This window comes from Actinokineospora auranticolor, assembly GCF_041897805.1.
Taxonomy (GTDB): domain Bacteria; phylum Actinomycetota; class Actinomycetes; order Mycobacteriales; family Pseudonocardiaceae; genus Actinokineospora; species Actinokineospora auranticolor.
In genome coordinates, this window is sequence record NZ_CP154825.1 from 8306812 (window position 1) to 8332677 (window position 25866).

Below are 25866 nucleotides of genomic sequence, written 5' to 3' on the forward strand. Positions count from 1 at the left end.
GTACCCACCTTCGGGGGAACCCCCGCGAGATCGCGCCGGTTTCTGGACTGAGCGATTCGCTCGGCCCCTCGGGCCGAGTGGATCGGGAGGGAAGAAATCGGCTGAAAGGCGACCTCGCCGCCGAGGCGAAGCCTCGGCCATGTTCCAGTGAACAGGGTGTGGTTCGTCTGCGCATGACCACGCGCGGCACGTACCCTACGGCCGTGACCACCGCTCTCGGCGTGCTCGAATCCGCTGGTCCACTCCTGGTGTGGGCCATCACGCTCGGTTTCGTGTTCGCCGAGTGCGCGTTCATCGTGGGCTTGTTCCTGCCCGGTGATTCGCTGCTGTTCGCCGCGGGCGTGGTGCTGGCCCAACACGGGCACGAGCACCAGGCGTGGTGGCTGTCGCTGTCCGCGACGGTGGTGGCGGTGGCGGGCAACCAGCTGGGCTACTACATCGGCGCCAAGACCGGCCACGCGATCATCACCAGGGTCGGCGGGCGGGTGCTCAGCCAGCAGAACCTGGACAAGGCCAGGGACTTCCTGGACCGGCGGGGCTTCTTCGCGATCGTGGTGGCCCGCTGGATCCCGTGGATCCGCACGCTGGCGCCGCTGGTCGCGGGGGCGGCGAAGATGGACGCCCGCCGGTTCGCGCTGGCCACCACGGTCGGCGGGCTTGCCTGGGTGCCCACGCTGGTGCTGCTGGGCTACTACGCGGCGGGCCTGCTCGACTCGCTGCCGTGGCTGCAGACGGCCGCCGTGATCGGCAGCATCGCGTTCTTCGTGGGTGGCACCGCGTGGGGGATCTGGCGCTACCGGCAGGAGATGCGCAAGCCGGTCGACACCGTCTCGGTCACCGAGTAGCCGGTCACCTGGCCGGGGGCGCCCACAGCACGAGCTGGATGCCGTCCGGGTCGCGCAGCACCACCACGGCCGTGCCGGGGGCGGAGATCTCCTCGCTGATCGGCGAGAACGTGACGCCGTGCTCGGTGAGCCGGTCGGTCCAGGTGCGCAGGGTGGCCTCGTCCGGCACGGAGAAGGTCAGGTGGTCCAGCCCGGGTCTGCACTCGTCGAACGCGGAGCGGGCGGCGCCGGGGTGCTGGACCAGGGTGAGGGTGATGCCGAACCCGCGCAGGAACACCTTGCGCAGGCCGTGCTCGCCCTCATCGGCGCGACCCGCCACGGTGAACCCGAGCACGCGCTCGTACCAGGGCACGCTGCGGTCGACATCGGTCACGGTCAGGGCGACGTGGTGGACGCCGGTCAACGCGGGCATCTGCGGAACCGTCCTTCCTTGGCCCGTTCGGGGGCGGGCCGTCCGCCATAGTGCCCCAGCCCGGAGACGGGTGTGGCGGCGGTCATTCGATCTTCCGGAGCACGAGGTCCGCCGTTGCCGCGGTCGTCGCCACCAGTTCGGCGTTGCGCTCGTCCGAGCCGCCGGTGCGCTCGGCGGCCTGCTCCCGGGTCCGCCCGTAGGCCATATGGCGAGCTAGGAGCCGCGCGCGGCGGAGCTCGTCGCCGGGGTCGAGGAACCAGACCTCGTCGAGCAGCGGCCGGACCCGCGGCCAGAGCAGGAGGTAGTTGCCCTCGGTGACCACGAGGGGAACGTCACACCCGACGGCGACGGCGCCCGCGATGGGCTCCTCGACCTCGCGGCGGAACTCCGGGGCGTAGACGACCGGGTCGGTGTTGGCGCGCAGCCGGTGCAGGAGGTTGGCGTAGCCGTCAGCGTCGAAGGTGTCCGGCGCGCCCTTGCGGTCGACCCGGCCGAGGCGCGCCAGCTCGGCGTGCGCGAGGTGGAAGCCGTCCATGCCGACGAGCCGCGCGCGCTCACCGAGCGCGTCCACCAGTCGGGCCGCTAAGGTCGTCTTCCCGACGCCCGGCGCCCCGCAGATTCCGAGGATCCGGCGCCCACCCGCCGCGGCCATGGTCACGGCTCGATCACGCAGGTCAGCGAAGGTGACCGCCCGGTTCAAGGGGTGCCTCCCGGGGTATGTAGGGTCTGGCGCAAGCGTTTGCCAGACGAGGTGGAGCGGAACACGTCAGTGGCCACTATGGAGGACGTCGCCCGGCTGGCCGGGGTGTCGATCAGCACCGTCTCGCACGTGGTGAACGAGACCAGACCGGTGGCCGCGGCGACCCGCGACCGGGTGCAGGCGGCGATCGAGTCGACCGGATACACCGGCAACGCCATCGCGCGCTCCCTGGTCACCGGCGGCACCAAGTCCATCGGCGTGGCCATGTCGCTGCTGGCCAACCCGCACCTGGCGCAGCTCATCCACGCGATCGAGGCCGAGGCCAGCGCCGCCGGGTACACCGTGCTGCTCGGCGACACCCTCGACACCGAGGACGGCGAGCGCGCGGCCGTGCGCAAGCTGCAGGCCCGCCGGGTGGACGGCATGCTGCTGACCCCGGCCCCCGGCGACGCCGCGACGCTGGAGCAGCTGGCCCGCACCGGCGTCCCCGCGGTGCTGGTGGACCGGGTCTCGCACAAGATCAAGCTGGACCAGGTGGGGCCGGAGAACATCCAGTCGACCTCCGCGCTGGTGCAGCACCTGGCCGCCGCCGGGCACCGCAGGATCGGGTTCATCAGCGGCGTCGAGTGGATGAGCGCCAGCGAGGAGCGCACCCTCGGTTACCGGCTCGGCCTGGGCCGCGCGGGACTGCGCTGGGACTCGAACCTGGTCGCGGGCGGCGGGGCGACGCACGAGGACGGCGTGCTGGCGATGCGCAGGCTGCTGACCGTCCCGGAACGGCCCACCGCCGTGATCACCGGCAACGGCGCGATGACCGCGGGCGCCTACCGCGAGGCCCGCGCGCACGGTCTGGAGATCGGCAAGGACCCCGGAATGTCCATCGCCGGGCACGACGAGGTGGACTGGGCGGAACTGGTGACCCCGGGCATCACCACGATGGCCCACCCGGTCGACGAGATCGGCCGCACGGCGATCCGGCTGCTGCTGGCCCGACTGTCCGATCGGGACCGCGCACCCGAGACCGTGCTGCTCGCCCCGACCCTCGTCCACCGCGGTTCCTGCGGCTGCTGAAGGGTTTCCCCACGACACGGCCCCCGGCGGGGTGCGCCGGGGGCCGTGGTTCTGACCGGGGTCAGGTGGGGGGAACCTGCCCCGGGGCACTGACTTCACCGCGCCAGGCGCCGGTCTCCTGACCGCCGCGCCGCTCGATGAACTCCTTGAAGCGCTTCATGTCGCCCTTGACCCGGCGGTCGATGATGCCGAGCTTGTCGGCGACGTTCTCCGCGAAACCCTCCGGATCGATCTCCATCTGGGCGGTCACCCGGGTCTCCCGCTCGTTGAGGCGGTGGAAGGTGATCACCCCCGCGTGGTCCGGGCCGGAATCCGACCGCCAGGCCACCCGCTCGTCGGGGATCTGCTCGGTGATGGTGGCGTCGAACTCCCGCGTGCTGCCACCGATCTTCGTCACCCAGTGCGTGTGCCGGTCGTCGGTCTGGCTGATCCGCTCGACGCCCTCCATGAAGTGCGGGAAGGACTCGAACTGCGTCCACTGGTTGTACGCGGTGGACACCGGGACGGCCACGTCGACGGACTCGGTGATCGTGCTCAACGCGATCATGCTCCCTTCGTGGACGTTGTCTGTCCCCCATCGACTACCCGGTAAGTCCGCCGCTACACATCAGGCCGCGCGGGAATGCTGCTTGCGGAGACCGACTTCCGGTGTGAGGCCGAGCATCGCGAGCAATTCCGCGCACTCACCCGCGTCGGCTGCGGTGGCCGCCACCACCCGGGCCGCGCGGGCCCGCTGGTCCTCCGTGACGGCGACGTCGAGGTTGCTGGTCATGCCGAGGTCGTCGGGCATCGCCGACACTCCTTTCCCCGTGGGGACTCAGGCGGTTCGCGGTTCAGTGGCCGCGAGGTACCCACGATCGTGGGGAATCACACGCCCCCGGCCCGACCTGCGGCCAACTGGGCGACCCCGCTCAGAAGCCGCCGGAGATGGGGAGGATGGCGCCGGTGACGAAGGAGGCGGCGGGGGAGAGGAGCCAGGCGACGCCTTCGGCGATCTCCTCGGGTTCGCCGGGGCGGCCGAGGGGGATGCGGGCGGCGACGCGCTGGGGGCGGTCCGGGGCGCCCGCGGCGGCGTGCAGGTCGGAGTTGGTGGTGCCGGGGGCGACGGCGTTGACGCGGATGCCTTCGCCGCCGACCTCCAGGGCCAGGCCGCGGACCATGGTCTCCACGGCGGCCTTGCTGGCCGCGTAGTGCACCCATTCGCCGGGGGAGCCGCGGTGGGCGGCGGTGCTGGAGATCGCGACGATCGAGCCGCCTGCGCCGCCGTGGGTGGTGGAGAGGCGGTGGACGGCTTCGCGCATGCACAGGAAGACACCCGTGACGTTGACGTCCATGACGCGGCGGACGGTGGCGGCGGTCTGCTGGTCGAGCCTGCCGAGCACGTCGCCGGTGACGCCCGCGTTGGCCACCACGGCACCCAGCGGGCCCATCTCGTCTGCGCGCGCGAACAGGGCCGCCACCTCGTCCTCGGCGGCCACGTCGGCGCGCACCGCCACCGCGCGCCTGCCCTGGGCCTCGACGTCGGCCACCACCGCTTCGGCGGCGGCGCGGTCCCGGTGGTAGTTGACCACCACGTCGAACCCGTCCCGGGCGGCGCGGCGGCTGATGGCGGCTCCGATGCCGCGGGCGGCGCCGGTCACGATGAGCACAGTCATACGGTCATGCTGGCACGTTCCAGGAGAGCCGCCGCCTCGATCACCATCCAGCCGGACAACTGGACCGACAGATCGCCGTTGAGCCGTGGATCCTGCGGTGACCGGTGGGTCCAATCCGCGCCGAAGACGGGGCCCGCTGCGGTCGCCGTCCGGTGCTGCCAGGCCGCTTCGGCGGAGTCGAACACCAGGGCGCGGGCCCGCTCGCCCTCCGCGTCCGGCAGCCGCAGCGCGGACTGGGCGAGGTAGCGGGCGAGAATGCCCGCGAACAGCCCGCCGTCACCGCCGCCCTGCCCCGGCAGCACCCCGCCGACCGCGACGTACTCGTCCACCGCGCGAATGGTCCGGGCCGCCAAGTCCGATGTGGACAGTTCGACGCAGGCGCCGAGGAACACGCCTTGGCAGTACGTGTAAACGATCTCGACGCGCTCCCGCACCGAGCCGTCGGGACGCAGGTGCACGCCGTCCCACAGCAACCCGGTGCGCGCGTCGAGCAGCGTCCGGTCCATCCACTCCAGAGCGGCGGCCGCGCGGTCCGCCGCGCCGGTGCGGGCGAACAGGATCGCGGCGGGTCCGTTCGCGGGGACGTTCTTGAACAGGTCGCCGCGCCGCCACCAGATGCCGCCGCCCGCGTGTTCGGTCCAGCCCGACCGCAGCCGCGCGAGGATCGCCGCCACCGGCCGCCGCACCGGCAGACCGGTCGCGGCACCGGCCCGCAGCAGCGCCAGGCCGAGCCAGGCGATGTCGTCGTAGTACGCGTTGGTCCACGCGCCGAGGTTGCGCAGCCGGATCCCGCGCACGAGCCGGGCGATCACCCGCGCCCGCGCGTGCTCCGGCGCGCGCAGCTGCGCGTCCACCAGGCAATCCAGCAGGTGCGCCTGCCACCAGTAGTTCCACCGCAGCCGCGCGTGGTCGGCCGGGGTCGCCGGGTGGCGCGGTAAGCCCAACAACGCGCCGGGGACGCCGAACACCGACGTCAGGTAGTGCTCGCGCACCGCGCGCTCGGCGATCTCCGCGCGCGCCGCCCAGCGCCCGTCCACCCCGCGATCAGACCCGGCCACCCCTCCAGGATGCCGTCGTCACCAGGCGCGGTCGAGGTCCGCGTGTTCCCGCACCCACGCGTGCATGACGATGCCCGCCGCCACCCCCGCGTTGATCGACCGGGTGGAGCCGAACTGGGCGATCGACACCAGCAGGTCGGCGCTGCCGCGCGCGGCCTCGGTCAACCCCGGCCCCTCTTGGCCGAACACCAGCACGCAGCGCGCGGGCAGGCTGACCGTCTCAAGTGGAACGGAGCCGGGGGTGTTGTCGACCCCCACCACCGCCAGCCCACCGGTGACCGCGTAGTCCACAAGGGACTCCACGGTGGGGTGGTGGTCCACGTGCTGGTAGCGGTCGGTGACCATGGCACCGCGCCGGTTCCACCGCTTGCGGCCCACGATGTGCACCGCGCGGGCGGCGAAGGCGTTGGCCGTGCGGACCACGGTGCCGATGTTGTGGTCGTGCTGGAAGTTCTCGATCGCGACGTGGAAACCGTGCCTGCGCCGGTCGAGGTCGGCGACCACCGCGTCGCGCCGCCAGTACCGGTAGGCGTCGACGACGTTGCGGCGGTCGCCGCCCGCGAGCAGCTCCGGGTCGTACTGGTCGCCGTCGGGCCACTCGCCGGGCCACGGCCCGACGCCGACCGGTTCGCCGAACACCCACTCCGTCGGGCCGAGCACGGCCTCGTCGAGCGGGACTACTTCACCAGGACCATCAGGTCCGTTCTTTTCCGGTTCCGCCACAGGACGTACGCACCCACGTAGGAGGAGGTCAGCACCGCCAGCGCCCCGACGGCGACGACGTCGACCATGTCGTCCGGCACGATCGTGCCGAAGATGTAGTACTCGTTGAAACCGCCGGGCAGCGGGCCCAAGCCCTCCTGCACCCGGAAGTAGTTCTCCAGCGCGGTCAACGGGCAGGCCACGGGCGCGAGGTTGACGATCACGCCCCAGACCGCGAAGAACACGTGCAGGAGAATCGATCTGGGCCACTTCCACGCCAGGAAGCCCCCCAGACCGATGTACAGCAGCGCCGCGAAGTGCGCGACCACGGTCGCGCCTGCGAGCAGACCGAACACCGGGCCACCTCCCCAACACCGAGAACTCGGCGAGCACTTTCCAAGGTACCCGGAGTTGGGGGGTGACCACCGTGTCAGCGCAGGTCAGGATGCGGACCGGAGACCGGTCGCCCATCACCCGCGATAGGTGGGAACTCGCTTACGCCCGTTCGGCGAGCCCGAGATCGGCCAAGTCGAGCAGGTACCGGTACGGCAACCCGCGCCCCCCGATGGCCTCCTTGGCGCCGGTGCCGCGGTCCACCACGGTCACCACGCCGATCACCTGGGCACCGGCCTCGACCAGGGCGTCCACCGCGGTCAGCACGCTGCTCCCGGTGGTGGAGGTGTCCTCCACCGCGAGCACCCGCTGACCGGCGACCTCGATGCCCTCGATCCGCCGCTGCATGCCGTGCGCCTTGGTGTCCTTGCGGACGACGAAGGCGTCGAGCACCTCACCGGCCGCGGCGGCGGCGTGCATCATGGCCAGGGCGACCGGGTCGGCGCCGAGCGTGAGCCCGCCCGCCGCGACGTAGTCCCAGTCCGCGGTCAACTGCCGCAGCAGGACGCCGATCCGGGGACCGGCGGCGTGGTGCAGGGTGGCCCGGCGCAGGTCGACGTAGTAGTCGGCCTCCTTGCCCGAGGCGAGGGTGACCTTGCCGTGCACGACGGCAAGCTCCGTCACCAAGCGGGCGAGTTCGCCTTTGGTGGACGGGTCGACGAAGGGAGCGGTTCGCACGGGGAGCAAGCCTCTCATGCCGGGCGGATCAGCCGAAGCCCCGGCTGTCCTGCTTGAGCGCGGTGTCGACGGTCAGCGCGGAGGCGACCACCATGCTGACCAGCGGGTCCGACAGCGGGCGGTGCACCTGGAGCACGTAGTTGTCCGCCGTGGTGAACAGCGTCTTGGCGATGCCCTCGAAGGTCTTGGTGATCCGCGCGACCTCGGTGCCGGTGTGGTCGAGGATCGCGAAGTTCCACGCCCGCCAGTTCTCCGCCTGGATGCCGCCGATCTCCTGGCCGCCGACCACGAAGCTGAACCGGATCTTGCCGAACACGTTCTGCTGGACGATCTCGCCGACCGGCGCGCCGTCGCCGCGCTCGACGACCATCCGGGACTTGAACACCTTCGCGGGCCGGGTCAGCCGCAGCACGACCTGGTGGTTGAGGTCGCGGACCTCGAGCTTGTGCGTGAAGAACTGGTCGTAGCTGCCGAGGAAGCGCACGACCTTCTTCAGCGCGCTCTGCCCGACCTGGGCCACCGAGCCGATCTGCCGACCCTGCTGGTCGAAGACCGAGTACTCGTTGCTCATCTCGATGAGCTTGACCTTCTGGTTGACCACCAGGACCGGCTCGGTGAACAGCGTGCCGCCACCCTGGCCGACCTGGCCGACGCCCGCGCGGCGCTGCTGCTCGCGGATCTTGTTCGGGTCCTGCGCCCCGCCGAGCGGGATCTCCCAGCCGCTGGCGTCGCTGCGCGGCGGCTGCGGTCCGGCGGCGCGCTGCTGCCCCGGTTGTCCCTGCTGGGTCTGGTTCGTCCAGTTCTGGCCGTCCCACCAGCGCAGGACCGATGAGCCGGGGTTCTCGGGGTACCACCCGGGCTGCGGTGTCGTCATGGCCGGCAGCCTAGCCCCGGTCGCGGTCACCCGAGGCCCGCTGCTGAAGGAATCTCAGCAGTCCGCGCGGCAGGAGCTTGGTCACACCCAGCAGCGCCTTGTACTGGAGGCCGGGGACGGAGCGGTCGCGGTTGTGCCGGAGGTCGGCCAGCGCGTCGGCGACGACCCGGTCGGCTTCGAGCCATAAGAAGTCGGGCAGCTGCGCGAGGCCCTTCGGGTCGTCGCCCGCGCGCTGGTGGAACTCGGTGTGGGTGAAGCCGGGGCACAGCGCCACGACCCGCACGCCGGTGCCCGCGAGGTTGGCGCTCAGGCCCTCGGACAACGCGGTCACGTAGGCCTTGGTCGCGGAGTAGGAGGCGCCGGTGGCCGGGAAGAAGCCCGCCACGCTGGACACGTTGATCACCCCGCCGTGGCCGCGGGCGAGCATGCCGGGCAGCGCGGCGCGGGTCAGCCGCAGCACCGAGGTGACGTTGACGTCGAGCTGGTTCTGCAGCCAGTCCGGGTCGGCCTCGGCGAACGCGCCGCGGGTGCCGAACCCGGCGTTGTTGACCAACAGGTCCACCGGCCGCTCGGGGTCGGCCAACCGCGCCTCGACCCGCTTGCGGGCGCGCGTGGTGGACAGGTCCGCGGTCAGGGTCTGCACCTGCACGCCGTGCGCGGCGGTCAGCTCACCCGCGACCTCCTTGAGCCGCTCGGTGGTGCGGGCGACGATGACGAGGTCGTACCCGTCGGCGGCCAGCCGCCGGGCGAATGCCGCGCCGATTCCCGCGGTGGCCCCGGTGATGAGCGCTGTTGGCATGGCGCCAACCTACTAAGCGGTATCCACCACGGGAACCGGCACGACGATGTTGGGCCTCACCGCGGGCACCCCCCACCCGCGGTGAGCAGGGAAATCCTGACAAACCACGAGCGCGGTGCGCCAATGTTTCGGCGGGGTTCGAATGGTCGACCTTGTGGGGTGGACAGGCCCGGACCCCGGTGGTCGGCTGTCAGTGGTGTTCGGCTGTCAGTCGTCGGTGCCGAGCGGTGGGCTATCAGTCGTCGGTGCCGGTGCGCTCGTCGGCCGCGTCCTCGGCCTGGGACGGCACGACGCGCAGCGGGCGCTCGTCGGTGTCGAAGGGGTCGACCACGTCGGCGATCTCGCCGATGCCGCGCAGCAGCCGCTCCAGCCGCGACGGGCTCGACCCGGGCGCGGCGGCGGCCAGCACCCAGCCCCGCTCGATCCAGGCCACCGCGATGTCCTGCCCGATCTCCTCCGTCGCGTCGACCAGGTCCGGGGTGATCAGCGCCCGGGCCGCGGCGATGTCGGAGACGAAGGCGTACCGCTGGCCGACCGGACCGAGCAGCTCGGGCATGTGCTCGCGCTGGAACGGGGTGCTGGGCACCCACAGCTCGAGCACCACCGGGTGCACGCGCTTGCACTGCACGGCCGCGACCACCACGTTGATCCGACCACCGGCCTCGAGGTCGAACACGAAGACCTTCCGCCTGCCGTCGGCGGTGAAGGTCGAGCCGGTGACGACGTCCTTGGCCACGCCGTCGCCGTAGTAGGCCACGGCGCCGCCGGTCCACTGCTTGGGCAGGGCCGGATCGGCCTCGGTGAACTGCCACCCGCGCAACGCCGCCCACCGCCTGCGTTCGCGGTTTCGGGAGGTCAGCCGCGCCCGATCGCGCAGCAGGAACAGGCCGCCCCCGACACCGGCGACGACCGCGACCACAAACCAGAACCACGCGGGAATGCCCACGTAGGGCAGCGTAGTCGCCCGCTGCCCATGTTCAAGATCACGGCCCCGACCACGACCGGTGTGTCGCGAACGGGTTTTGCGAACGGGTTTCACGGGTGGGTCCGGCGAGCGCGCCGCCGGACCCACCCGAGCCGGCCGCTAGGCGCTCGCCCGGGCCACGACCAGGCCCGAGTTGTCGTCCGCGATGTCCACCTCGACGGTGTCCCCGTCGCGGATGTCGCCGGACAGCAGCTGCTTGGCCAGCTGGTCGCCGATCGCCGACGACACCAGCCGCCGCAGCGGGCGGGCGCCGTAGACGGGGTCGAAGCCGTTGAGCGCCAGCCAGTCGCGGGCCCCGGTGGAGACCGACAGGGTGAGCCTGCGCTGGGTCAGCCGCCTGCCCAGCTTCGCGACCTGGATGTCGACGATCGCGGTCAGCTCCTCGGTGGCCAGCGAGTGGAACACGACCACGTCGTCGAGGCGGTTGAGGAACTCCGGCTTGAAGTGCCGCTGCACCACGGCCATCACGGCGTCGTGGCGGCCCCGGTCGTCGAGGCCCGGGTCGGTGATCGACTGGGAGCCCAGGTTGGAGGTGAGCACCAGGATGGTGTTGCGGAAGTCGACCGTGCGGCCCTGGCCGTCGGTCAGCCTGCCGTCGTCGAGGACCTGCAGCAGCACGTCGAAGACGTCCGGGTGGGCCTTCTCCACCTCGTCGAGCAGCACCACGGTGTAGGGCCTGCGGCGGACCGCCTCGGTCAGCTGGCCGCCCTGGTCGTAGCCGACGTAGCCGGGGGGCGCGCCGACGAGCCGGGCCACGGAGTGCTTCTCCGAGTACTCGCTCATGTCGACGCGGACCATGGCGCGCTCGTCGTCGAACAGGAACTCCGCCAGCGCCTTGGCCAGCTCCGTCTTGCCGACACCGGTCGGGCCGAGGAACAGGAACGAGCCCGTCGGCCGGTCCGGGTCGGCGACGCCCGCGCGCGCCCGGCGCACCGCGTCGGAGACCGCGCGCACGGCCTCAGCCTGGCCGACGACCCGCGAGCCCAGCGCGTCCTCCATGCGCAGCAGCTTCTGGGTCTCGCCCTCCAGCAGCCTGCCCGCCTGGATGCCGGTCCACGCGGACACGACCTCGGCGACGTCGTCCGGCCCGACCTCCTCCTTGAGCATCACCGCGCCGGGGGTGGGGGCCGCCGTGGCCGCGGTGGCCACCTCGAGCTCCTTCTCCAGCGCGGGGATGCGGCCGTAGCGCAGTTCGGCGGCGCGGCCGAGGTCGGCGTCGCGCTCGGCGCGCTCGGACTCGCCGCGCAGCGACTCCAGCTGCTCCTTCAGCTCGCGGACGCGGTCGATGGAGCCCTTCTCGTTCTGCCAGCGGGCGGTCAGCGCGGACAGCGCCTCGCGGCGCTCGGCCAGTTCGGCGCGCAGGGCGGCCAGGCGCTCCTTGGAGGCCAGGTCGTCCTCCTTGGCCAGGGCCATCTCCTCGATCTCCAGCCTGCGCACGGCCCGCTCGACCTCGTCGATCTCCACCGGCCGGGAGTCGATCTCCATGCGCAGCCGGGACGCGGCCTCGTCGACCAGGTCGATGGCCTTGTCCGGCAGGAACCGGGCGGTGATGTAGCGGTCGGAAAGGGTGGCGGCGGCGACCAGGGCGGTGTCGGTGATCCGCACGCCGTGGTGGACCTCGTAGCGCTCCTTGAGCCCGCGCAGGATGCCGATGGTGTCCTCCACCGACGGCTCACCGACGAACACCTGCTGGAATCGGCGCTCCAGCGCGGGGTCCTTCTCGATGTGCTCGCGGTACTCGTCGAGGGTGGTCGCGCCGACCATCCGCAGCTCGCCGCGGGCCAGCATCGGCTTGATCATGTTGCCCGCGTCCATCGCGCCCTCGCCGGTCGCGCCCGCGCCGACGATGGTGTGCAGCTCGTCGATGAAGGTGATCACCTGGCCCGCCGAGCCGGTGATCTCCTTGAGCACCGCCTTGAGCCGCTCCTCGAACTCGCCGCGGAACTTCGCACCGGCCACCATCGAGCCCAGGTCGAGCGCGACGACCCGCTTGCCGCGCAGCGACTCGGGCACGTCACCGGCCACCACGCGCTGGGCGAGGCCCTCGACGATGGCGGTCTTGCCGACGCCGGGCTCGCCGATGAGCACCGGGTTGTTCTTGGTGCGCCGGGACAGCACCTGCACGACCCGGCGGATCTCGGCGTCGCGGCCGATCACCGGGTCCAGCTCGCCCTTGCGGGCCCGCGCGGTGAGGTCGACGCCGTACTTCTCCAGCGCCTGGTAGGTGCTCTCCGGGTCGGGGCTCGACACCCTGGCCGAGCCGCGGACCTTGGTGAACGCCTCGCGCAGCGCGTCCGGGGTGGCACCGTGCCTGGTGAGCAGGCTCGCCACGTCACCGCCCTCGGCGGCCAGGCCGACCAGCAGGTGCTCGGTGGAGACGTACTCGTCGCCCAGCTCGGTGGCCAACTTCTGCGCGTGGGTGATCGCCCGCAGCGCCTGCTGCGACAGCTGCGGGGAGGACACCGTGGCGCCGGTGGCCGACGGCAGCGACCGCAGCAGCGGCTCCAGTTCCTTGCGGATCACGGTGGGGTCGACGCCGACTGCGGTGAGCAGCGGCGCGGTGAGCCCGTCGGTCTGGTCGAGCAGCGCGACGAGCAGGTGGCCCGGGCGGATGTCCGGGTTGCCCGCCGCGGAGGCCGCCTGTGCGGCCGTGGAGATCGCCTGCTGTGTCTTGGTCGTCGGGTTGAACGCGTCCATCTCCCACCTCGGTGTCGCACGCTCTTGTCACCACACACAACGTCAGAAAAGTTGAGTCTGTTCCACTCAACTAGAACCAACTCTAGGCCCTCTCCACCCCCACCGGGTGAACAGCGCGGGTATGGCCACCCGAACCCGCTCCGATCACCCAGCGGGGTGACGCGAGCACGCGGTCACCCACATGTCGCAAGCCAGCTATCCACACAAGTAATCCACTTGTCCACAATCCCCAGGTGCTTGTCCACAGGTCGGTGGACAACCGGGGCCGCGGCCCACCGGAACCCGGCACGCGGGTGGTGACCAGCGCCGATCCGCATCACACGGTCAGGTTAACGACGGGTAGCGCGGTCCGACTTTGTGCGCGCGATCACAAGCTCCGCCCCCCGCACTACAGGTCGTTGTTGAACCTGCCGAGCAACCGGGACAGGTCCACGATGTCACGCGTCGACCACTCCGACAGGCTCTCCCGCAGCCTGCGGCGGCGCAGCACCTGCACCTCGGCCAACCGCGCCGTGCCCGTCTCGGTCAACTGGACCAGCCGGGCGCGGCCGTCGGACGGGTCGGGCACCCGCTCGACCAGCCCCAACTCCTCCAGCCGGGCGATCTGCCTGCTGACCGTCGACTTGTCCAGCCCGGTGTGCTCGACGACGTCCGCGGCGCGCAGCGGGCCGATGCCGCTGAGGTGGACCAGCAGCACGTAAGAGGCGCCGTCGAGCCCCGGGTGCACCTTCGCCGCCAGCGCCAGCGAATAGCTGCGGACCCGGCCGAAGAGCTTGGCCAGCTCCCGCTCCAGGTCCTGCGCCGCGACCTCGTGGTCACCCTGCTCAGCCTGCCCGTCCGACACCCCGCGCCCCCTCCCCGCCACCGTGCGCGGAACGCTAACCGGACATCCCCGGCGCCGGGTGCGGGGGTGCGCTTCTCAGCCTGCCACGGCGCGGCTGTGCAGGTACGCCTCGGTCACGTCCACGACCACCCAGCGCTGGACCTCGCCGCCGGTCGGCAGCCCCCACCGCCGCGCCCCCGGCTCGGTCGCGTCGACCACCCGCGCCCGCCCGTTCACCTGGAGGCCGACCGCGCCCCGACCGGTCGCGCCCCGACCCGCGTCCACCATGAGCAGCCCGATGTTCGGGTTGACCCCGAGGTTGCCCAGGCCGGGCAGCGGATCGGGCGCGGCGCACGCGATCCGGCGGTCGTCCAGCACCCGGATGAACCCGGGCGGCCCGGACCAGAGCCCCGAGTCGCACTCGCCCTCGGCGTCGGCGGTGGCCACGAACGCGGTCCGCTGCCGCACCGCGAACTCGACCATCGACCCGGTCAGCCGGTCCCGCCCGACCGCGCCGCGCGGCTGCGGCGGCTGGGGCGGGCGGTGCCCGGACGGCTCGCGGGGGCCCACCGGGCACACCGTGGCGGGCGGCGGTTCCGCCGTGCCGAGCCGGAGCAGGTCGGTACCAGCGGGGCGCGTCTGGGGCATGGGGTCGACGGACACGCACGACACGGTTTCACGGGAAACGGCTGTTGCGTAGCCCACACGACCGATGTACCCCATTGGACGGATGCCCGGGCACGGGCAGTTACCGAGAATGACACGAAGGTGTGATGAGGGCAGTCAACCCGCCAAATCCGGTCTACTGTCCACACAGTCGGGGGATCAATGCGCGAATACCGTGATGACAGCCCTAACGGGCGCCAGAGAGGTGGAATCAACCCCCCGATCATGACAGCGAACGCAATGGTGAGTCCGATCCCGACCTCGCAGGCGCGTACCGAGTCACCCACCGCGGTCTCCACCATGGTGCGCCTGGTCCGCGAGAGCTTCGCGGTGGTCGAACCGGTCTCCGACCAGGTCGGACAGTTCTTCTACGGGATGTTGTTCAGCATCACTCCCTCGGCCAGGGAGATGTTCCCGGCCAACATGCAGGTCCAGCGCTCCCGCCTGCTGCGCGCGCTGGTGCACGTCGTGCAGATGGTCGACCGGCCGGAGGACCTGGTCCCGTTCCTGCGCCAGCTCGGCCGCGACCACCGCAAGTTCGGTGTGGTCAGCTCGCACTACGAGGCGGTCGGCATGGCGCTGATCGCCGCGGTCAAGAAGTTCGCGGGCGACCACTGGACCGACGAGGTCGAGCGCGCCTGGGCCGAGGCCTACACGATCATGGCCCGCGCGATGCTCGACGCCGCGGCCGCCGACGAGGGCCCGGCGTACTGGACCGCGGAGATCATCGACCACGAGCGGCTGGGCTGGGACCTGGCCGTCGTCCGGCTGAAACCGGACTACCCCCTGCCGTACAAGCCGGGCCAGTACGTCAGCGTCGAGGTGCCCCAGCGGCCCCGGCTGTGGCGGTACTTCACCCCGGCCAACGCGCCGCGCGCCGACGGGATCGTGGAGTTCCACATCCGGGGCGTGGAGAACGGCTGGGTCAGCCGGTCCGTGGTGGCGCACGCCAAGGTCGGCGACAAGTGGCGCATCGGCCCGCCGATGGGCCGCATCGGGGTCGACCGGCACGCGGGCCGGGACGTGCTGATGATCGCGGGCGGCACCGGCCTGGCGCCGATGCGCGCGATCATCGACGACCTGGCGCAGTGGGGCGAGAACCCGAGGGTCCACTTGTTCCTCGGCGGTCGGACCCGGACCGACCTCTACGACCTGCCCTACCTGCGGGCGGTCACCGCGACCAACCCCTGGCTGACCGTGACCGCGGTCGTCGAGTCCGAGCAGGACGCGGCGGTGCACGGCCTGGAGCACGGCACGCTAGCCGACGTGGTCACCCGGTTCGGCACCTGGGAGGAGCGCGACATCCTGGTGTCCGGCTCCCCGTCCATGATCCGCTCGACGGTGTCGCGGATGCTGGTCGCGGGTACGCCCCTGGACCGGATCAGCTACGACCCGTTCACCCTGGACTGAGTCACCACCCCAATCGAAGAAGCAGGTGCGGCCGGGTCGCCGTAGCGGTGCCGCGCGCCCCGGGGAACCGGCGGACCCGCGTACCGATACCCGCCGGACCCGGTGTCCGGGCAAACCAGCCTGTATACGGCTTACCTGCGGCAACGGCCACGCAGGCGGCAACCGTCCCTGAGTCCGCTACCCCGACGTCCACCCCCAGGGGTAGGGAGAACCTCAGGGCGGAGTCGGGGGCGTCCCCGATTCCCGGCACCACCCGGCGGACCTAGTTTTCGTGGCATAGCAGGTTTCTCGCCGAGGGGTGTGTGATGGGGCAGCGGAGAGTCGTAGTGGGGGTGGCCGTCGCGGGGGTGGCGGTCCTGATGTCTTCGCTCGGGGCGTGCTCGCTCGCGAACCAGCGGTTCACCGACGACGCGGGGGTCGACCAGACCATCCGCACCGTCCGGATCGCCACGGACGCGGGCGCGGTCACGCTGCGGACCGGCACGTCGACCACGGTGCGGCGCACGGTGTCGTACCGGGACGACAAGCCGGGGGTCACGCACCGGGTCGAAGGGGACGCGTTGGTGCTGGGCTCCTGCCCGGTGCGCCACTGCGAGGTCGACTACGAGGTCGTCGTGCCTGCGGGGGTGTCGATCTCGGGGGAGGTCGACGCGGGCGCGGTCGACCTCGAGGGCGCCTCGGCGGTGAACCTGCGTTCGGGGGCGGGGGAGGTGAAGGTGCGCAAGGTGTCGGGCTCGGTGAACGTCGTGGCCGACGCGGGCCGCGTCGACCTGGTCGGCATCGGGGGCGCGGTCGCGGTGGAGTCGCAGGCGGGGGCCGTCTCCGTGCGGGACGTCGCGGGCGACGCCACCGTGCGCGCCGACTCCGGGAAGGTGGAGGCGCTGGGCATCGCGGGCAAGGTCGACGCGCGGTCCAACGCGGGCGGCGTCGAGGTGCGCACGACCAAAGCGGGGGAGGTGCGGGCGGAGTCGGACTCGGGGGCGATCACGATCACGGTGCCCAGGGGGAGCGGGTACCGGGTCGAGGCGGGCAGCGACGCGGGGCACGTCGACAACCAGATCGGCAACGACACCTCCGCCGCGTACCTGGTGCACGCCACCACCAACGCGGGCGACGTCGTGGTCAGGTTCGGCTGAGCCATGACCAACAACGACGCGTACCGGGGTGACAACGCCCGACCCGTGGTCCACGAGCGGGCCGACGCCGCGCGCAACCGCAGGCGGATCCTGATCGCCGCGCGGGGGCTGTTCGCCCAGCGCGGGGTGGACACCGTGACCATGGACCAGATCGCCGCGGCGGCCGGGGTGGGCAAGGGGACCCTCTTCCGGCGCTTCGGCGACAAGTCCGGCCTGGCCGCGGCGCTGGTCCAGGAGGGGGAGCGGGACCTGCGCGACCGCGTGGCGGCCGGTCCGGCGCCGCTGGGGCCGGGGGCGGCCCCGGCGCGGCGGCTGCACGCGTTCTTCGACGCGTACCTGGGTTTCCTCGCCGACCACCTCGACCTCGTGCACCTGGCGGAGACCGCGCGGCCGGGCACCCGGTACCGGATCGCGGCCTACCGGACGTGGCACGACCACGTCGCGGACCTGCTCGGCCAGGCGCGGGTGCCGGGCGACCGGCGCGCGCTGGCGCACGTGCTGCTCGCCGCCGTCGCGGCCGACCTGCAGCGCGCCGTGCGGGGCGAGGTCCCCGCCGAGCGCATGCGCGAGTCGGTGCTGTGCGTCGTCGACGCGACGCTGGCGCAGGCCGCGCTCAGCGCCACCGGCAGTGCCGCATGCGCGGTGAACATCGCTTCCACCAGCGCGAACGTCCCTCCCGCCGCAGCGGACACCGCCGCGCCCGCGAGCCAGGGAGTGACCGCGCTCACGCCGGGAACACCGAGCCGGGGTGCCGCGTTGTGGGTGCAGGAAGGTTGAGCGGGTAGGGCTCAAGTTCCCAAGCTGAGTCCGGTAGACTCAACTTCAGCGGGCAACCGCACCACAGGCAATCAAGGCATCGGTCAACAGGAGGAAACAATGGCGCGAGCGGTCGGCATCGACCTGGGGACGACCAACTCCGTCGTCGCCGTCCTCGAAGGCGGTGAACCGACGGTTATCGCCAACTCGGAGGGCTCCCGGACCACCCCGTCCATCGTGGCGTTCGCCAAGAACGGTGAGGTGCTGGTCGGCCAGCCCGCCAAGAACCAGGCGGTCACCAACATCGACCGCACGGTCAAGTCGGTGAAGCGGCACATCGGCACCAACTACAAGACCGAGGAGATCGACGGCAAGGCCTACACCGCGCAGGAGATCAGCGCCCGGGTGCTGATGAAGCTCAAGCGCGACGCGGAGGCCTACCTCGGCGAGCCGATCACCGACGCGGTGATCACCGTGCCCGCCTACTTCGAGGACGCCCAGCGCCAGGCCACCAAGGAGGCCGGGCAGATCGCGGGCCTCAACGTGCTGCGGATCGTGAACGAGCCGACCGCGGCGGCGCTGGCCTACGGCCTGGACAAGGGCGCCAAGGAGCAGACCATCCTGGTCTTCGACCTCGGCGGCGGCACCTTCGACGTGTCCCTGCTGGAGATCGGCGACGGCGTCGTCGAGGTCCGCGCGACCTCCGGCGACAACCACCTCGGCGGCGACGACTGGGACCAGCGGGTCGTCGACTGGCTGGTGGAGAAGTTCAAGGCGTCCAGCGGCATCGACCTGACCAAGGACAAGATGGCGCTGCAGCGGATCCGCGAGGCGGCGGAGAAGGCGAAGATCGAGCTGTCCAGCTCGAACAGCGCCAACATCAACCTGCCGTACATCACCGTGGACTCCGACAAGAACCCGCTGTTCCTCGACGAGACGCTCTCCCGCGCCGAGTTCCAGCGGATCACCTCCGACCTGCTCGACCGCACCCGCACCCCGTTCAACAACGTGGTCAAGGACGCCAACGTCTCCGTCGGCGAGATCGACCACGTGGTGCTGGTCGGCGGTTCCACCCGGATGCCCGCCGTGGCCGAGCTGGTCAAGGAGCTGACCGGCGGCCGCGAGCCGAACAAGGGCGTGAACCCGGACGAGGTCGTCGCGGTCGGCGCGGCGCTGCAGGCCGGTGTGCTCAAGGGCGAGGTCAAGGACGTCCTGCTGCTCGACGTGACCCCGCTGTCGCTGGGCATCGAGACCAAGGGCGGGGTGTTCACCAAGCTCATCGAGCGCAACACCACCATCCCGACCAAGCGCTCCGAGATCTTCTCCACCGCGGACGACAACCAGACCACCGTGGGCATCCAGGTGTTCCAGGGTGAGCGCGACTTCGCCGCGGACAACAAGAAGCTCGGCACCTTCGACCTGACCGGGCTGCCGCCCGCGCCGCGCGGCGTGCCGCAGGTCGAGGTCACCTTCGACATCGACGCCAACGGCATCGTGCACGTCAGCGCGAAGGACCTGGGCACCGGCAAGGAGCAGTCGATGACCATCACCGGCGGCTCCGCGCTGCCGAAGGACGACATCGACCGGATGGTCCGCGACGCCGAGGCGCACGCCGAGGAGGACCGCAAGCGCCGCGACGAGGCCGACGTCCGCAACCAGGCCGAGACGCTGGTCTACCAGACCGAGAAGTTCGTCAAGGACAACGAGGACAAGATCCCGGCCGAGACCAAGGAGAAGGTCGGCGCCGCGATCACCGAGGCCAACGAGGCGCTCAAGGGCACCGACATCGCCGCGATCAAGTCGGCGATGGAGAAGCTGGCCACCGAGTCGCAGGCCATCGGCTCCGCGCTCTACTCCAACACCGGCGCGGGTGCCGAGGCCGGTGCGGGTGCGGGTGCGGGTGCCCCGGGCGGCGAGGGCGCGCAGGCCAAGCCGGGCGCCGACGACGTCGTGGACGCCGAGATCGTGGACGAGGACAAGAAGTGACCTTCCCTCTGTCCACGACGAACACCGGCGAGGTGGCGCAGTGAGCGAGCAGCAGGGCGGCCCCGAGGAGCCGCAGGTCGTGGTGAACGACCGACGCCGGATCGACCCGGAGACGGGCGAGGTCCGGGACGCGGTCGAGGAGGTGCCCGCCCCGGCGGGCACCCACGCACCGTCCACACCGGAGTCCGCGGTGGGCGAGCCGGAGATCGATCCGGCCGCCGCGCTGAAGGCCCAGTTGGACGAGCGCACCGCGGACCTGCAGCGCCTGCAGGCCGAGTACGCCAACTACCGCAAGCGGGTGGAGCGCGACCGCGAGGCTGTGGTCGCCTCCGCCAAGGCGCAGGTCGTCACCGACCTGCTCTCGGTGCTCGACGACGTGGAGCGCGCGGCCGCGCACGGTGACCTCACCGGTGCGTTCAAGGCCGTTGCCGAGAAGCTGACCAGCTCGTTGCAGAAGACGGGTCTCGAACCGTTCGGCCACGAGGGCGAGCCGTTCGACCCGTCGGTGCACGAGGCGGTGCAGCACAACACCTCCGCCGAGGTCTCCGGGCCGACGGTCACCGGCGTGCTGCGCCGGGGCTACCGGTTCGGCGACCGGGTCGTGCGCGCCGCGCTGGTCGCGGTCACCGACGCGGACCCGGACGCCGTGGCGGGCACCCCCGCCGCGGCGGGCTGACGAGAGGAGGGGACGTCCGGTGAGTGCCAGGGACTGGATCGACAAGGACTTCTATCGCGAGCTGGGCGTCTCCTCCGACGCCTCGGACGCCGAGATCAAGAAGTCGTACCGCAAGCTGGCCCGCGAGCTGCACCCCGACGCGAACCCGGGCAACGCCGACGCCGAGGCCCGGTTCAAGTCGGTCTCCGAGGCCTACGGCGTGGTCGGCGACCCGGAGAAGCGCAAGCAGTACGACGAGGCCCGCTCGATGTTCGGCTCCGGCGGCTTCCGCCCGGGCGGCTTCGGCGGCGGTGGCGGCTTCGAGTTCAACGACGTTTTCAACCAGCAGGGCGGCTTCGGCGGCGGTGGGGGCGGCGGACTGGGCGACCTGTTCGGCAACCTGTTCAACCGCGCCCGCGGCGGCGGTAGTGGTGGTGGCGGTGGCGGCCGGGCTCGTCGCGGCGCGGACGTGGAGACCGAGGTCCGCATCGACTTCGTCGAGGCGGTCAAGGGCGCCACCGTCCCGCTGCGGCTGTCCAGTCCGTCCACTTGCGACACCTGCCACGGCTCGGGCGCCCGCCCGGGCAGCACCCCGCGCACCTGCGCCACCTGCGGCGGCGTCGGCCTGGTCAGCCGCAGCCAGGGCGCGTTCGCGTTCAGCGAGCCCTGCCGCGACTGCCGCGGCACGGGCCGCATCATCGACGACCCCTGCCCCGACTGCGCGGGCGAGGGCGTCAACACGAAGACCCGGACGCTGACCGTCCGCATCCCGGCCGGGGTGCAGGACGACCAGCGCATCCGCCTCGCGGGCCAGGGCGAACCCGGCTCGGGCGCCGCGGGCGCGGGCGACCTGTACGTGCGCGTGCACGTCACCCCGCACCCCGTCTTCGGGCGCGACGGCAACGACCTGACGCTGAAGGTGCCGGTCACCTTCCCGGAACTGACCCTGGGCACCACCCTGACGGTGCCCACCCTGGACGGCACGGTCTCGCTCCAGGTCCCCCCCGGCACGTCCTCCGGCCGCGTCTTCCGCGTCCGCAACAAGGGCGTCGCCCGGCGGGACGGCCAGGTGGGTCACCTGCTGGTCACCGTCCAGGTGGCGGTGCCCGGCAACCTCGACCAGGGGGCCAAGGACGCCCTGGAGGCCTACGCCACGGCCACCGCCACCCACGACCCGAGGCCTGAACTGACCGCACTGGTGCAGAAGGCGAGGCAATCGTGAACCCGTTCCCCCCCGGCACGGACGAAGACACACCCGTCTTCGTCATCTCGGTGGCCGCCCAACTCTCCGGTCTCCACGCCCAAACCCTCCGCAGCTACGACCGCCAAGGCCTGGTCTCCCCCGGCCGAACCCCGGGCGGCGGCCGGCGGTATTCGGTGCGCGACATCGCCCTGCTGCGGGAGGTGCAGCGGCTGTCGCAGGAAGCGGGCGTCAACCTGGCAGGCATCAAGCGCATCATCGAATTGGAGAACGAGGTCGACGCGCTGCGCGTCCGAGTGGCGGAACTGACGGAGGAACTGGCGGCGGCGTACGTGGCAGCGGAACAGGCCGCGGCGGCGATCCACAAGTCCTACCGGCACGACCTGGTCCCGGTCCGCCAACAGACCGCGCTGGTCGTCTGGCGCCCCCAAAAGCGCGGCTGACCCCAGCCCCGCACAAGGCCCGCTCGCCGTTCGGCAGCGGGCCTTTTCACGCACTCCCCAGCGACCTGCGCGCACTGTCGATCAGCTGCTTGTAGGTCATGACGTCGATCCGGCTGAGGTGGCTCACGTAGGTCCGCAGGGCCTCGTTGACCTGCTGCTCGGTGAACGCCGTGTCGAAGTCGGGCTGCCCCACCACCACGGTCGCGCTCGCCCGACGGGCATCGAGCCCGAACTTCTCCTGGATCAACTGCCGTTGCTCATCGAAGTCCCGCAGGTAGTTGGCCACCTGCGCCACCGCGTCGTGCACCTCCGCCGAGGGCACGGGGTTGTCCCGGGACAGCTTGACCGTCTGCACGTTGGCCCTCGTCAGTTCGACAACGTGCAACACGCCATCCGGACGCACCAGGGCGATATCGACTTCGTTGCCCGGCGACAGCCGACGAACCCCAGCCTCCGCGTGCCACGCACTCGTTGCGTTGACCGTGTACTCAAGCATCCGGACCCTGTCCTGCCCGGAGTTGTCGTACAACCGGTACTTGTTCATGAGATCGTCTTCCAGAACTCGCCCTTCGGCGTAGGCGATCGCGTCAGCGATCCCACTCCGCACGGACAGGAGGTCAGGTTCCCCGCCCCTTGCGGCAGGCAAGACGCCGGAACCAGTTGTTGATCTTAGCCGCGGCTGGGCCCCTGATCAGGTGGACAACGACGAAGAAGCCGGGGCCTTGACCCCAGCGCAACCGTCCCCCAGGGCACGGCTCGCAGCTCACACGTCGTGGGCAAACACCACAGACAGAACGGCTCACACGGAGGCGGCGCGCCGAACTCGTGGGACGAGGGTGGCTCAACACGGGCGGCAAGGTCCTGCACCTCGCCGACTTCCGGGGCAAGGTCCTGCTGCTCGACTTCTGGACCTTCTGCTGCCAGTAGGTCAACTTCTCCACGCGCGAACGGTGCTCACACGCCGCGCTTCAGCTGCGAACCCGGGGCAGCCGTTGCCTTCGTTGCCGAGGATGTCGAGTAGCTCGTCGACGGAACGCGGGTGCTTGCGGTGTCTGGATACCTGTCGCTGAAGAGCGGCTGACACCAGTCGCGGGGCGAGGATCGAGTTGATCTTGGAGGAACTCGTCTTGGTGCACAGCCGTGATGCCGTAGCGGTCCAGCACGTTCTGGGGAATTCCTTCAGGTTCTCGGTCACCAGCGAGGCCGCCGCGCCACGGACAGCCGCCGCGAGGATGTGGCGGTCCTTGGGGTGGTTCTCCATCGCAACGACGAGGTGCTCGTAGCCGGCGACGTTCGCGTCCGGGAAATGGCGGGTCATCTGCTCGATCCGGTGACTCACCTGCGTGTCGGACAAGCCCCGCTTGATGAGGTTCCTGGCCAGCTCGTCCAAGACGCCCCTGGACCACAGTGGGCGGAACAGGCCGGATTCGGCGATGGTCAGCAGCGTGTCACACACGTAGGGCTTGAGGAGGACGCAAGTGTCGAGAAAGGCGGGGTACAAGTCTCACTCGTGGGTGTCGTCATCCAGTGGGGTTCGCTCGAACGGTGCGTCTGAAGGCAGGTCGTACAGACCACCGTCTTCGCCGCTGCGGACCATGCCATCCAGCCCGGAGGCACGTGCTCGCCGAGCGCGTTCCTGGTAGGCGAGCACGTCCGCCAAGCGCACCCTGCGGTGTCGGTTCGGCTGCTCGAAGGGGATGTCCCCGGCTTCGAGCAGGCGCACCAGCGTTGGGCGTGAGACGCCCAGCAGGTGCGCGGCCTCGCTCGTGGTCAGCACCGTGTGCTGCGGCGCTACGGTGATCGCCAGTCCCTGCGACATGGCGACGACGACGTCGCGGAGGATGTCGAAGATTTCAGCGGGGAACTCCAGCGCGGTGCCGTCTGGCGCGGTGAGCGTGGCGGTCCTGCCGCTCGACTGCGTCAACGCCCGCACCCATGGAGACAGGACCTCCGGGCTCGCCGGAGGAAGCACGGTCCGCTCACCCGCGATAGCCGTCATGCTGCCAGCGTACCGCGAAACGAACAAAACGAACGGAAATGTGACGGGTGGTGGGCATCGGAACACGTCGCCCTGAGCTGGTGTTGGATCCGGAGGTGACCACAGCACAACCCCGTCGTCTGTCCCGTGCCCCCGAGTTGGTGGGGCGGGGGTGGCTCAACACCGGGGGCAAGGACCTGCACCTCGGTGACTTCCGCGGCAAGGTCCTCCTCCTGGACTTCTGGACCTTTTGTTGCATCAACTGCCTGCACGTCCTCGACGAGCTCCGGCCGGTCGAGGAGGAGTTCTCCGACGTGCTGGTCACCGTCGGGGTGCACTCGCCGAAGTTCGTGCATGAGGCGGATCCCGTGGCGCTCAGGGCGGCGGTCGAGCGGTACGACGTGCACCACCCCGTGCTCGACGACCCTGACCTGACTACGTGGCAGGCGTACGCCGTCAAGGCTTGGCCCACGTTGGTGGTTGTTGATCCCGAGGGCTACGTGGTGCACATCGCGGCCGGTGAGGGGCATGCGGAGGCTCTGCGCAGGGTCATCGGCGAGGTGGTGGCCGAGCACGAGGCCAAGGGGACGTTGCACCGGGGGGACGGGCCCTATGTGCCGCCGGTGGCGGAGGCTACGGAGTTGAAGTTTCCGTCCAAGGCGACGGTTACCGCGGTGGGGACGCTCTTGGTTGCCGACGCCGCTCACCATCGGGTTGTGGAGTTGGATGGTGAGACCGTTATTACCTCCTACGGGACCGGTGAGCGTGGTCGGCAGGACGGTAAGGCGGCTACGTTCTCCGAGCCCTCGGGGGTTGCGGTCCTTCCGGACGAAGTGGCGCAAGAGGTCGGGTATCACCTCGTAGTGGCCGATACGGTCAACCACCTACTCCGGGGCATCAACACCGACAACGGTGACGTCACGACCATCGCGGGCACCGGTCTTCAGTGGCGAAATGGGCCTACCGACGGGCCTGCCGACGAAATCGATCTCACCAGTCCGTGGGATGTCGTCTGGTGGGAACCTGCTGGTGGAGTGGTCATTGCCATGGCCGGAAATCACACGATCGGGTTGTTCGACCCACGCACCAAGACCGTCTCCCGGTTCGCGGGGACGACCGTCGAGGGGCTCAAGGACGGCCCCGCCGCGGACGCCTTCTTCGCCCAGACCTCCGGGCTCGCCGTCGACGGGGACCGGCTGTGGCTGGTCGACTCCGAGACCTCCGCCCTGCGCTGGATCGACACCGACCGGACCGTGCACACCGCCATCGGCACCGGGCTCTTCGACTTCGGCCACCGCGACGGGGCCGCCGACCAGGCACTCCTCCAGCACCCGCTCGGTGTCACCGTGCTCGCCGACCACTCGGTGGTCGTCGCCGACACCTACAACGGGGCCATCCGCCGCTACGACCCGGCGACCGGCGAGGTCACCACGCTGGCCACCGGGCTGGCCGAGCCGTCCGGGGCGGTCCTGCTCGACGGGGACCTGGTCGTCGTCGAGTCCGCCGCGCACCGGCTCAGCCGCCCGGTCGCCGCCGCGCACCTGGTCGACGGGGCCGCGCACCAGGTGCGCAGGCCGTCGACCGACATCGCGCCGGGGGCTCTCGAGCTGACGGTCGTCTTCACGCCCCCGCCCGGCCAGAAGCTGGACGAGCGGTGGGGTCCGTCGACCCGCCTCGAGGTCACCTCGTCCCCGCCGGGGCTGCTGGTCGAAGGCGCGGGCGTGGGCACCGAGCTGACCCGCCGGATCGTCATCGCCGAAGGGGTGTCCGAGGGCGTGCTGGGGGTTGTCGCACAGGCCGCGAGCTGCGACGACGACGGCACCGAGCACGGCGCCTGCCACCTGACCCGACAGGACTGGGGCGTCCCCGTTCGGGTGACCTCGGACGGGGTGCGACGGCTACCCCTGGTGATGGGCGGTCTGGACGAGGGGGCCTGATTCCGG

The 25866-nt window shown here is 71.1% G+C and carries 28 protein-coding genes; 10 read left to right on the forward strand and 18 right to left on the reverse strand.

The features are described 5' to 3' along the window. Positions 1–173: 173 nt before the first annotated feature. Positions 174–845, forward strand: coding sequence for a DedA family protein (locus V5P93_RS36570; RefSeq protein ID WP_104479217.1), 672 nt, complete (start codon positions 174–176; stop codon positions 843–845). A gap of 4 nt (positions 846–849) precedes the next feature. Here the strand turns inward: V5P93_RS36570 and V5P93_RS36575 are convergent, their stop codons facing one another. Both V5P93_RS36575 and V5P93_RS36580 read right to left on the reverse strand, forming a co-directional pair. Further along, positions 850–1257 carry a VOC family protein gene (locus V5P93_RS36575; RefSeq protein ID WP_104479218.1) on the reverse strand — a complete coding sequence of 136 codons (408 nt, stop codon included), beginning with the start codon at positions 1255–1257 and terminating at the stop codon, positions 850–852. 82 nt (positions 1258–1339) lie between these two features. After that, the gene (locus tag V5P93_RS36580) at positions 1340–1957 is read right to left on the reverse strand and encodes a nucleoside/nucleotide kinase family protein (protein WP_281261661.1); all 618 of its coding nucleotides are present in this window, start codon (positions 1955–1957) and stop codon (positions 1340–1342) included. A gap of 78 nt (positions 1958–2035) precedes the next feature. Between V5P93_RS36580 and V5P93_RS36585 the strand changes: the two genes are divergently transcribed. Continuing rightward, on the forward strand, positions 2036–3028 hold the full coding sequence (locus V5P93_RS36585) for a LacI family DNA-binding transcriptional regulator (protein WP_104479219.1): 993 nt from the start codon (positions 2036–2038) through the stop codon (positions 3026–3028). Between the two features lie 61 nt (positions 3029–3089). Here V5P93_RS36585 and V5P93_RS36590 read toward each other — a convergent pair whose 3' ends face one another. The 13 genes from V5P93_RS36590 to V5P93_RS36650 form a co-directional block, all read right to left on the reverse strand. Then, positions 3090–3566, reverse strand: a complete 477-nt coding sequence (locus tag V5P93_RS36590) for an SRPBCC family protein (protein ID WP_104479438.1) — start codon at positions 3564–3566, stop codon at positions 3090–3092. 69 nt (positions 3567–3635) lie between these two features. Continuing rightward, positions 3636–3818: a hypothetical protein gene (locus V5P93_RS36595; protein WP_104479220.1), complete on the reverse strand. Its 183-nt coding sequence runs from the start codon at positions 3816–3818 to the stop codon at positions 3636–3638. Between the two features lie 121 nt (positions 3819–3939). Beyond that, on the reverse strand, positions 3940–4683 hold the full coding sequence (locus V5P93_RS36600) for an SDR family oxidoreductase (protein ID WP_104479221.1): 744 nt from the start codon (positions 4681–4683) through the stop codon (positions 3940–3942). Continuing rightward, positions 4680–5741 (reverse strand): glycoside hydrolase family 76 protein, encoded by a 1062-nt coding sequence (locus tag V5P93_RS36605; RefSeq protein WP_245931270.1) that lies wholly within the window; start codon positions 5739–5741, stop codon positions 4680–4682. The genes V5P93_RS36600 and V5P93_RS36605 overlap by 4 nt, the downstream gene beginning before the upstream one ends. 18 nt (positions 5742–5759) lie before the next feature. Then, entirely contained in the window at positions 5760–6401 is a 642-nt protein-coding gene (locus V5P93_RS36610) for an RNA methyltransferase (RefSeq protein WP_181043481.1), read from the reverse strand. A 17-nt stretch (positions 6402–6418) separates the two neighbouring features. Next, entirely contained in the window at positions 6419–6799 is a 381-nt protein-coding gene (locus V5P93_RS36615; protein ID WP_104479224.1) for a DUF2784 domain-containing protein, read from the reverse strand. A gap of 139 nt (positions 6800–6938) precedes the next feature. Further along, on the reverse strand, positions 6939–7532 hold the full coding sequence (gene pyrE / locus V5P93_RS36620; protein ID WP_104479225.1) for an orotate phosphoribosyltransferase: 594 nt from the start codon (positions 7530–7532) through the stop codon (positions 6939–6941). A 10-nt stretch (positions 7533–7542) separates the two neighbouring features. After that, positions 7543–8388, reverse strand: coding sequence for a phospholipid scramblase-related protein (locus V5P93_RS36625; RefSeq protein ID WP_104479439.1), 846 nt, complete (start codon positions 8386–8388; stop codon positions 7543–7545). A gap of 10 nt (positions 8389–8398) precedes the next feature. Beyond that, positions 8399–9187: an SDR family oxidoreductase gene (locus tag V5P93_RS36630; RefSeq protein WP_104479226.1), complete on the reverse strand. Its 789-nt coding sequence runs from the start codon at positions 9185–9187 to the stop codon at positions 8399–8401. A gap of 235 nt (positions 9188–9422) precedes the next feature. After that, positions 9423–10133 (reverse strand): hypothetical protein, encoded by a 711-nt coding sequence (locus V5P93_RS36635; protein ID WP_104479227.1) that lies wholly within the window; start codon positions 10131–10133, stop codon positions 9423–9425. Positions 10134–10271: 138 nt separating this feature from the next. Continuing rightward, positions 10272–12869, reverse strand: a complete 2598-nt coding sequence (clpB, locus tag V5P93_RS36640; RefSeq protein WP_104479228.1) for an ATP-dependent chaperone ClpB — start codon at positions 12867–12869, stop codon at positions 10272–10274. Between the two features lie 388 nt (positions 12870–13257). After that, on the reverse strand, positions 13258–13713 hold the full coding sequence (locus V5P93_RS36645) for a MarR family winged helix-turn-helix transcriptional regulator (protein WP_181043482.1): 456 nt from the start codon (positions 13711–13713) through the stop codon (positions 13258–13260). A gap of 75 nt (positions 13714–13788) precedes the next feature. Further along, positions 13789–14355 carry a pyridoxamine 5'-phosphate oxidase family protein gene (locus tag V5P93_RS36650; RefSeq protein WP_181043483.1) on the reverse strand — a complete coding sequence of 189 codons (567 nt, stop codon included), beginning with the start codon at positions 14353–14355 and terminating at the stop codon, positions 13789–13791. Between the two features lie 228 nt (positions 14356–14583). Between V5P93_RS36650 and V5P93_RS36655 the strand changes: the two genes are divergently transcribed. From V5P93_RS36655 to V5P93_RS36685, 7 genes are all read left to right on the forward strand, one after another. Further along, positions 14584–15768, forward strand: coding sequence for an FAD-binding oxidoreductase (locus V5P93_RS36655; protein ID WP_181043484.1), 1185 nt, complete (start codon positions 14584–14586; stop codon positions 15766–15768). 305 nt (positions 15769–16073) lie between these two features. After that, the gene (locus V5P93_RS36660; protein ID WP_104479231.1) at positions 16074–16904 is read left to right on the forward strand and encodes a DUF4097 family beta strand repeat-containing protein; all 831 of its coding nucleotides are present in this window, start codon (positions 16074–16076) and stop codon (positions 16902–16904) included. A 3-nt stretch (positions 16905–16907) separates the two neighbouring features. Next, a complete protein-coding gene (locus V5P93_RS36665; protein ID WP_104479232.1) occupies positions 16908–17681 on the forward strand; it encodes a TetR/AcrR family transcriptional regulator in 774 nt (257 codons plus the stop codon). A gap of 99 nt (positions 17682–17780) precedes the next feature. Next, a complete protein-coding gene (gene dnaK, locus V5P93_RS36670) occupies positions 17781–19646 on the forward strand; it encodes a molecular chaperone DnaK (RefSeq protein ID WP_104479233.1) in 1866 nt (621 codons plus the stop codon). A 40-nt stretch (positions 19647–19686) separates the two neighbouring features. Further along, a complete protein-coding gene (gene grpE / locus V5P93_RS36675) occupies positions 19687–20322 on the forward strand; it encodes a nucleotide exchange factor GrpE (RefSeq protein WP_104479234.1) in 636 nt (211 codons plus the stop codon). Between the two features lie 19 nt (positions 20323–20341). After that, the gene (gene dnaJ, locus V5P93_RS36680) at positions 20342–21523 is read left to right on the forward strand and encodes a molecular chaperone DnaJ (RefSeq protein ID WP_104479235.1); all 1182 of its coding nucleotides are present in this window, start codon (positions 20342–20344) and stop codon (positions 21521–21523) included. Beyond that, complete coding sequence (locus V5P93_RS36685) at positions 21520–21945, forward strand: heat shock protein transcriptional repressor HspR (protein WP_104479236.1); 426 nt, start codon at positions 21520–21522, stop codon at positions 21943–21945. The genes dnaJ and V5P93_RS36685 overlap by 4 nt, the downstream gene beginning before the upstream one ends. A gap of 46 nt (positions 21946–21991) precedes the next feature. On the opposite strand, the gene V5P93_RS36690 is transcribed toward V5P93_RS36685, so the two are convergent. The 3 genes from V5P93_RS36690 to V5P93_RS36700 form a co-directional block, all read right to left on the reverse strand. Next, a complete protein-coding gene (locus tag V5P93_RS36690) occupies positions 21992–22552 on the reverse strand; it encodes a Shedu anti-phage system protein SduA domain-containing protein (RefSeq protein ID WP_104479237.1) in 561 nt (186 codons plus the stop codon). 321 nt (positions 22553–22873) lie between these two features. Continuing rightward, positions 22874–23446: a PIN domain-containing protein gene (locus V5P93_RS36695; protein ID WP_219823975.1), complete on the reverse strand. Its 573-nt coding sequence runs from the start codon at positions 23444–23446 to the stop codon at positions 22874–22876. 3 nt (positions 23447–23449) lie between these two features. After that, a complete protein-coding gene (locus V5P93_RS36700; protein WP_181043485.1) occupies positions 23450–23944 on the reverse strand; it encodes a helix-turn-helix domain-containing protein in 495 nt (164 codons plus the stop codon). Positions 23945–24039: 95 nt separating this feature from the next. Here V5P93_RS36700 and V5P93_RS36705 point away from each other — a divergent pair, with 95 nt between their 5' ends. Beyond that, positions 24040–25860, forward strand: coding sequence for an NHL domain-containing thioredoxin family protein (locus V5P93_RS36705; RefSeq protein WP_104479442.1), 1821 nt, complete (start codon positions 24040–24042; stop codon positions 25858–25860). The last annotated feature ends 6 nt before the right edge of the window (positions 25861–25866 follow it).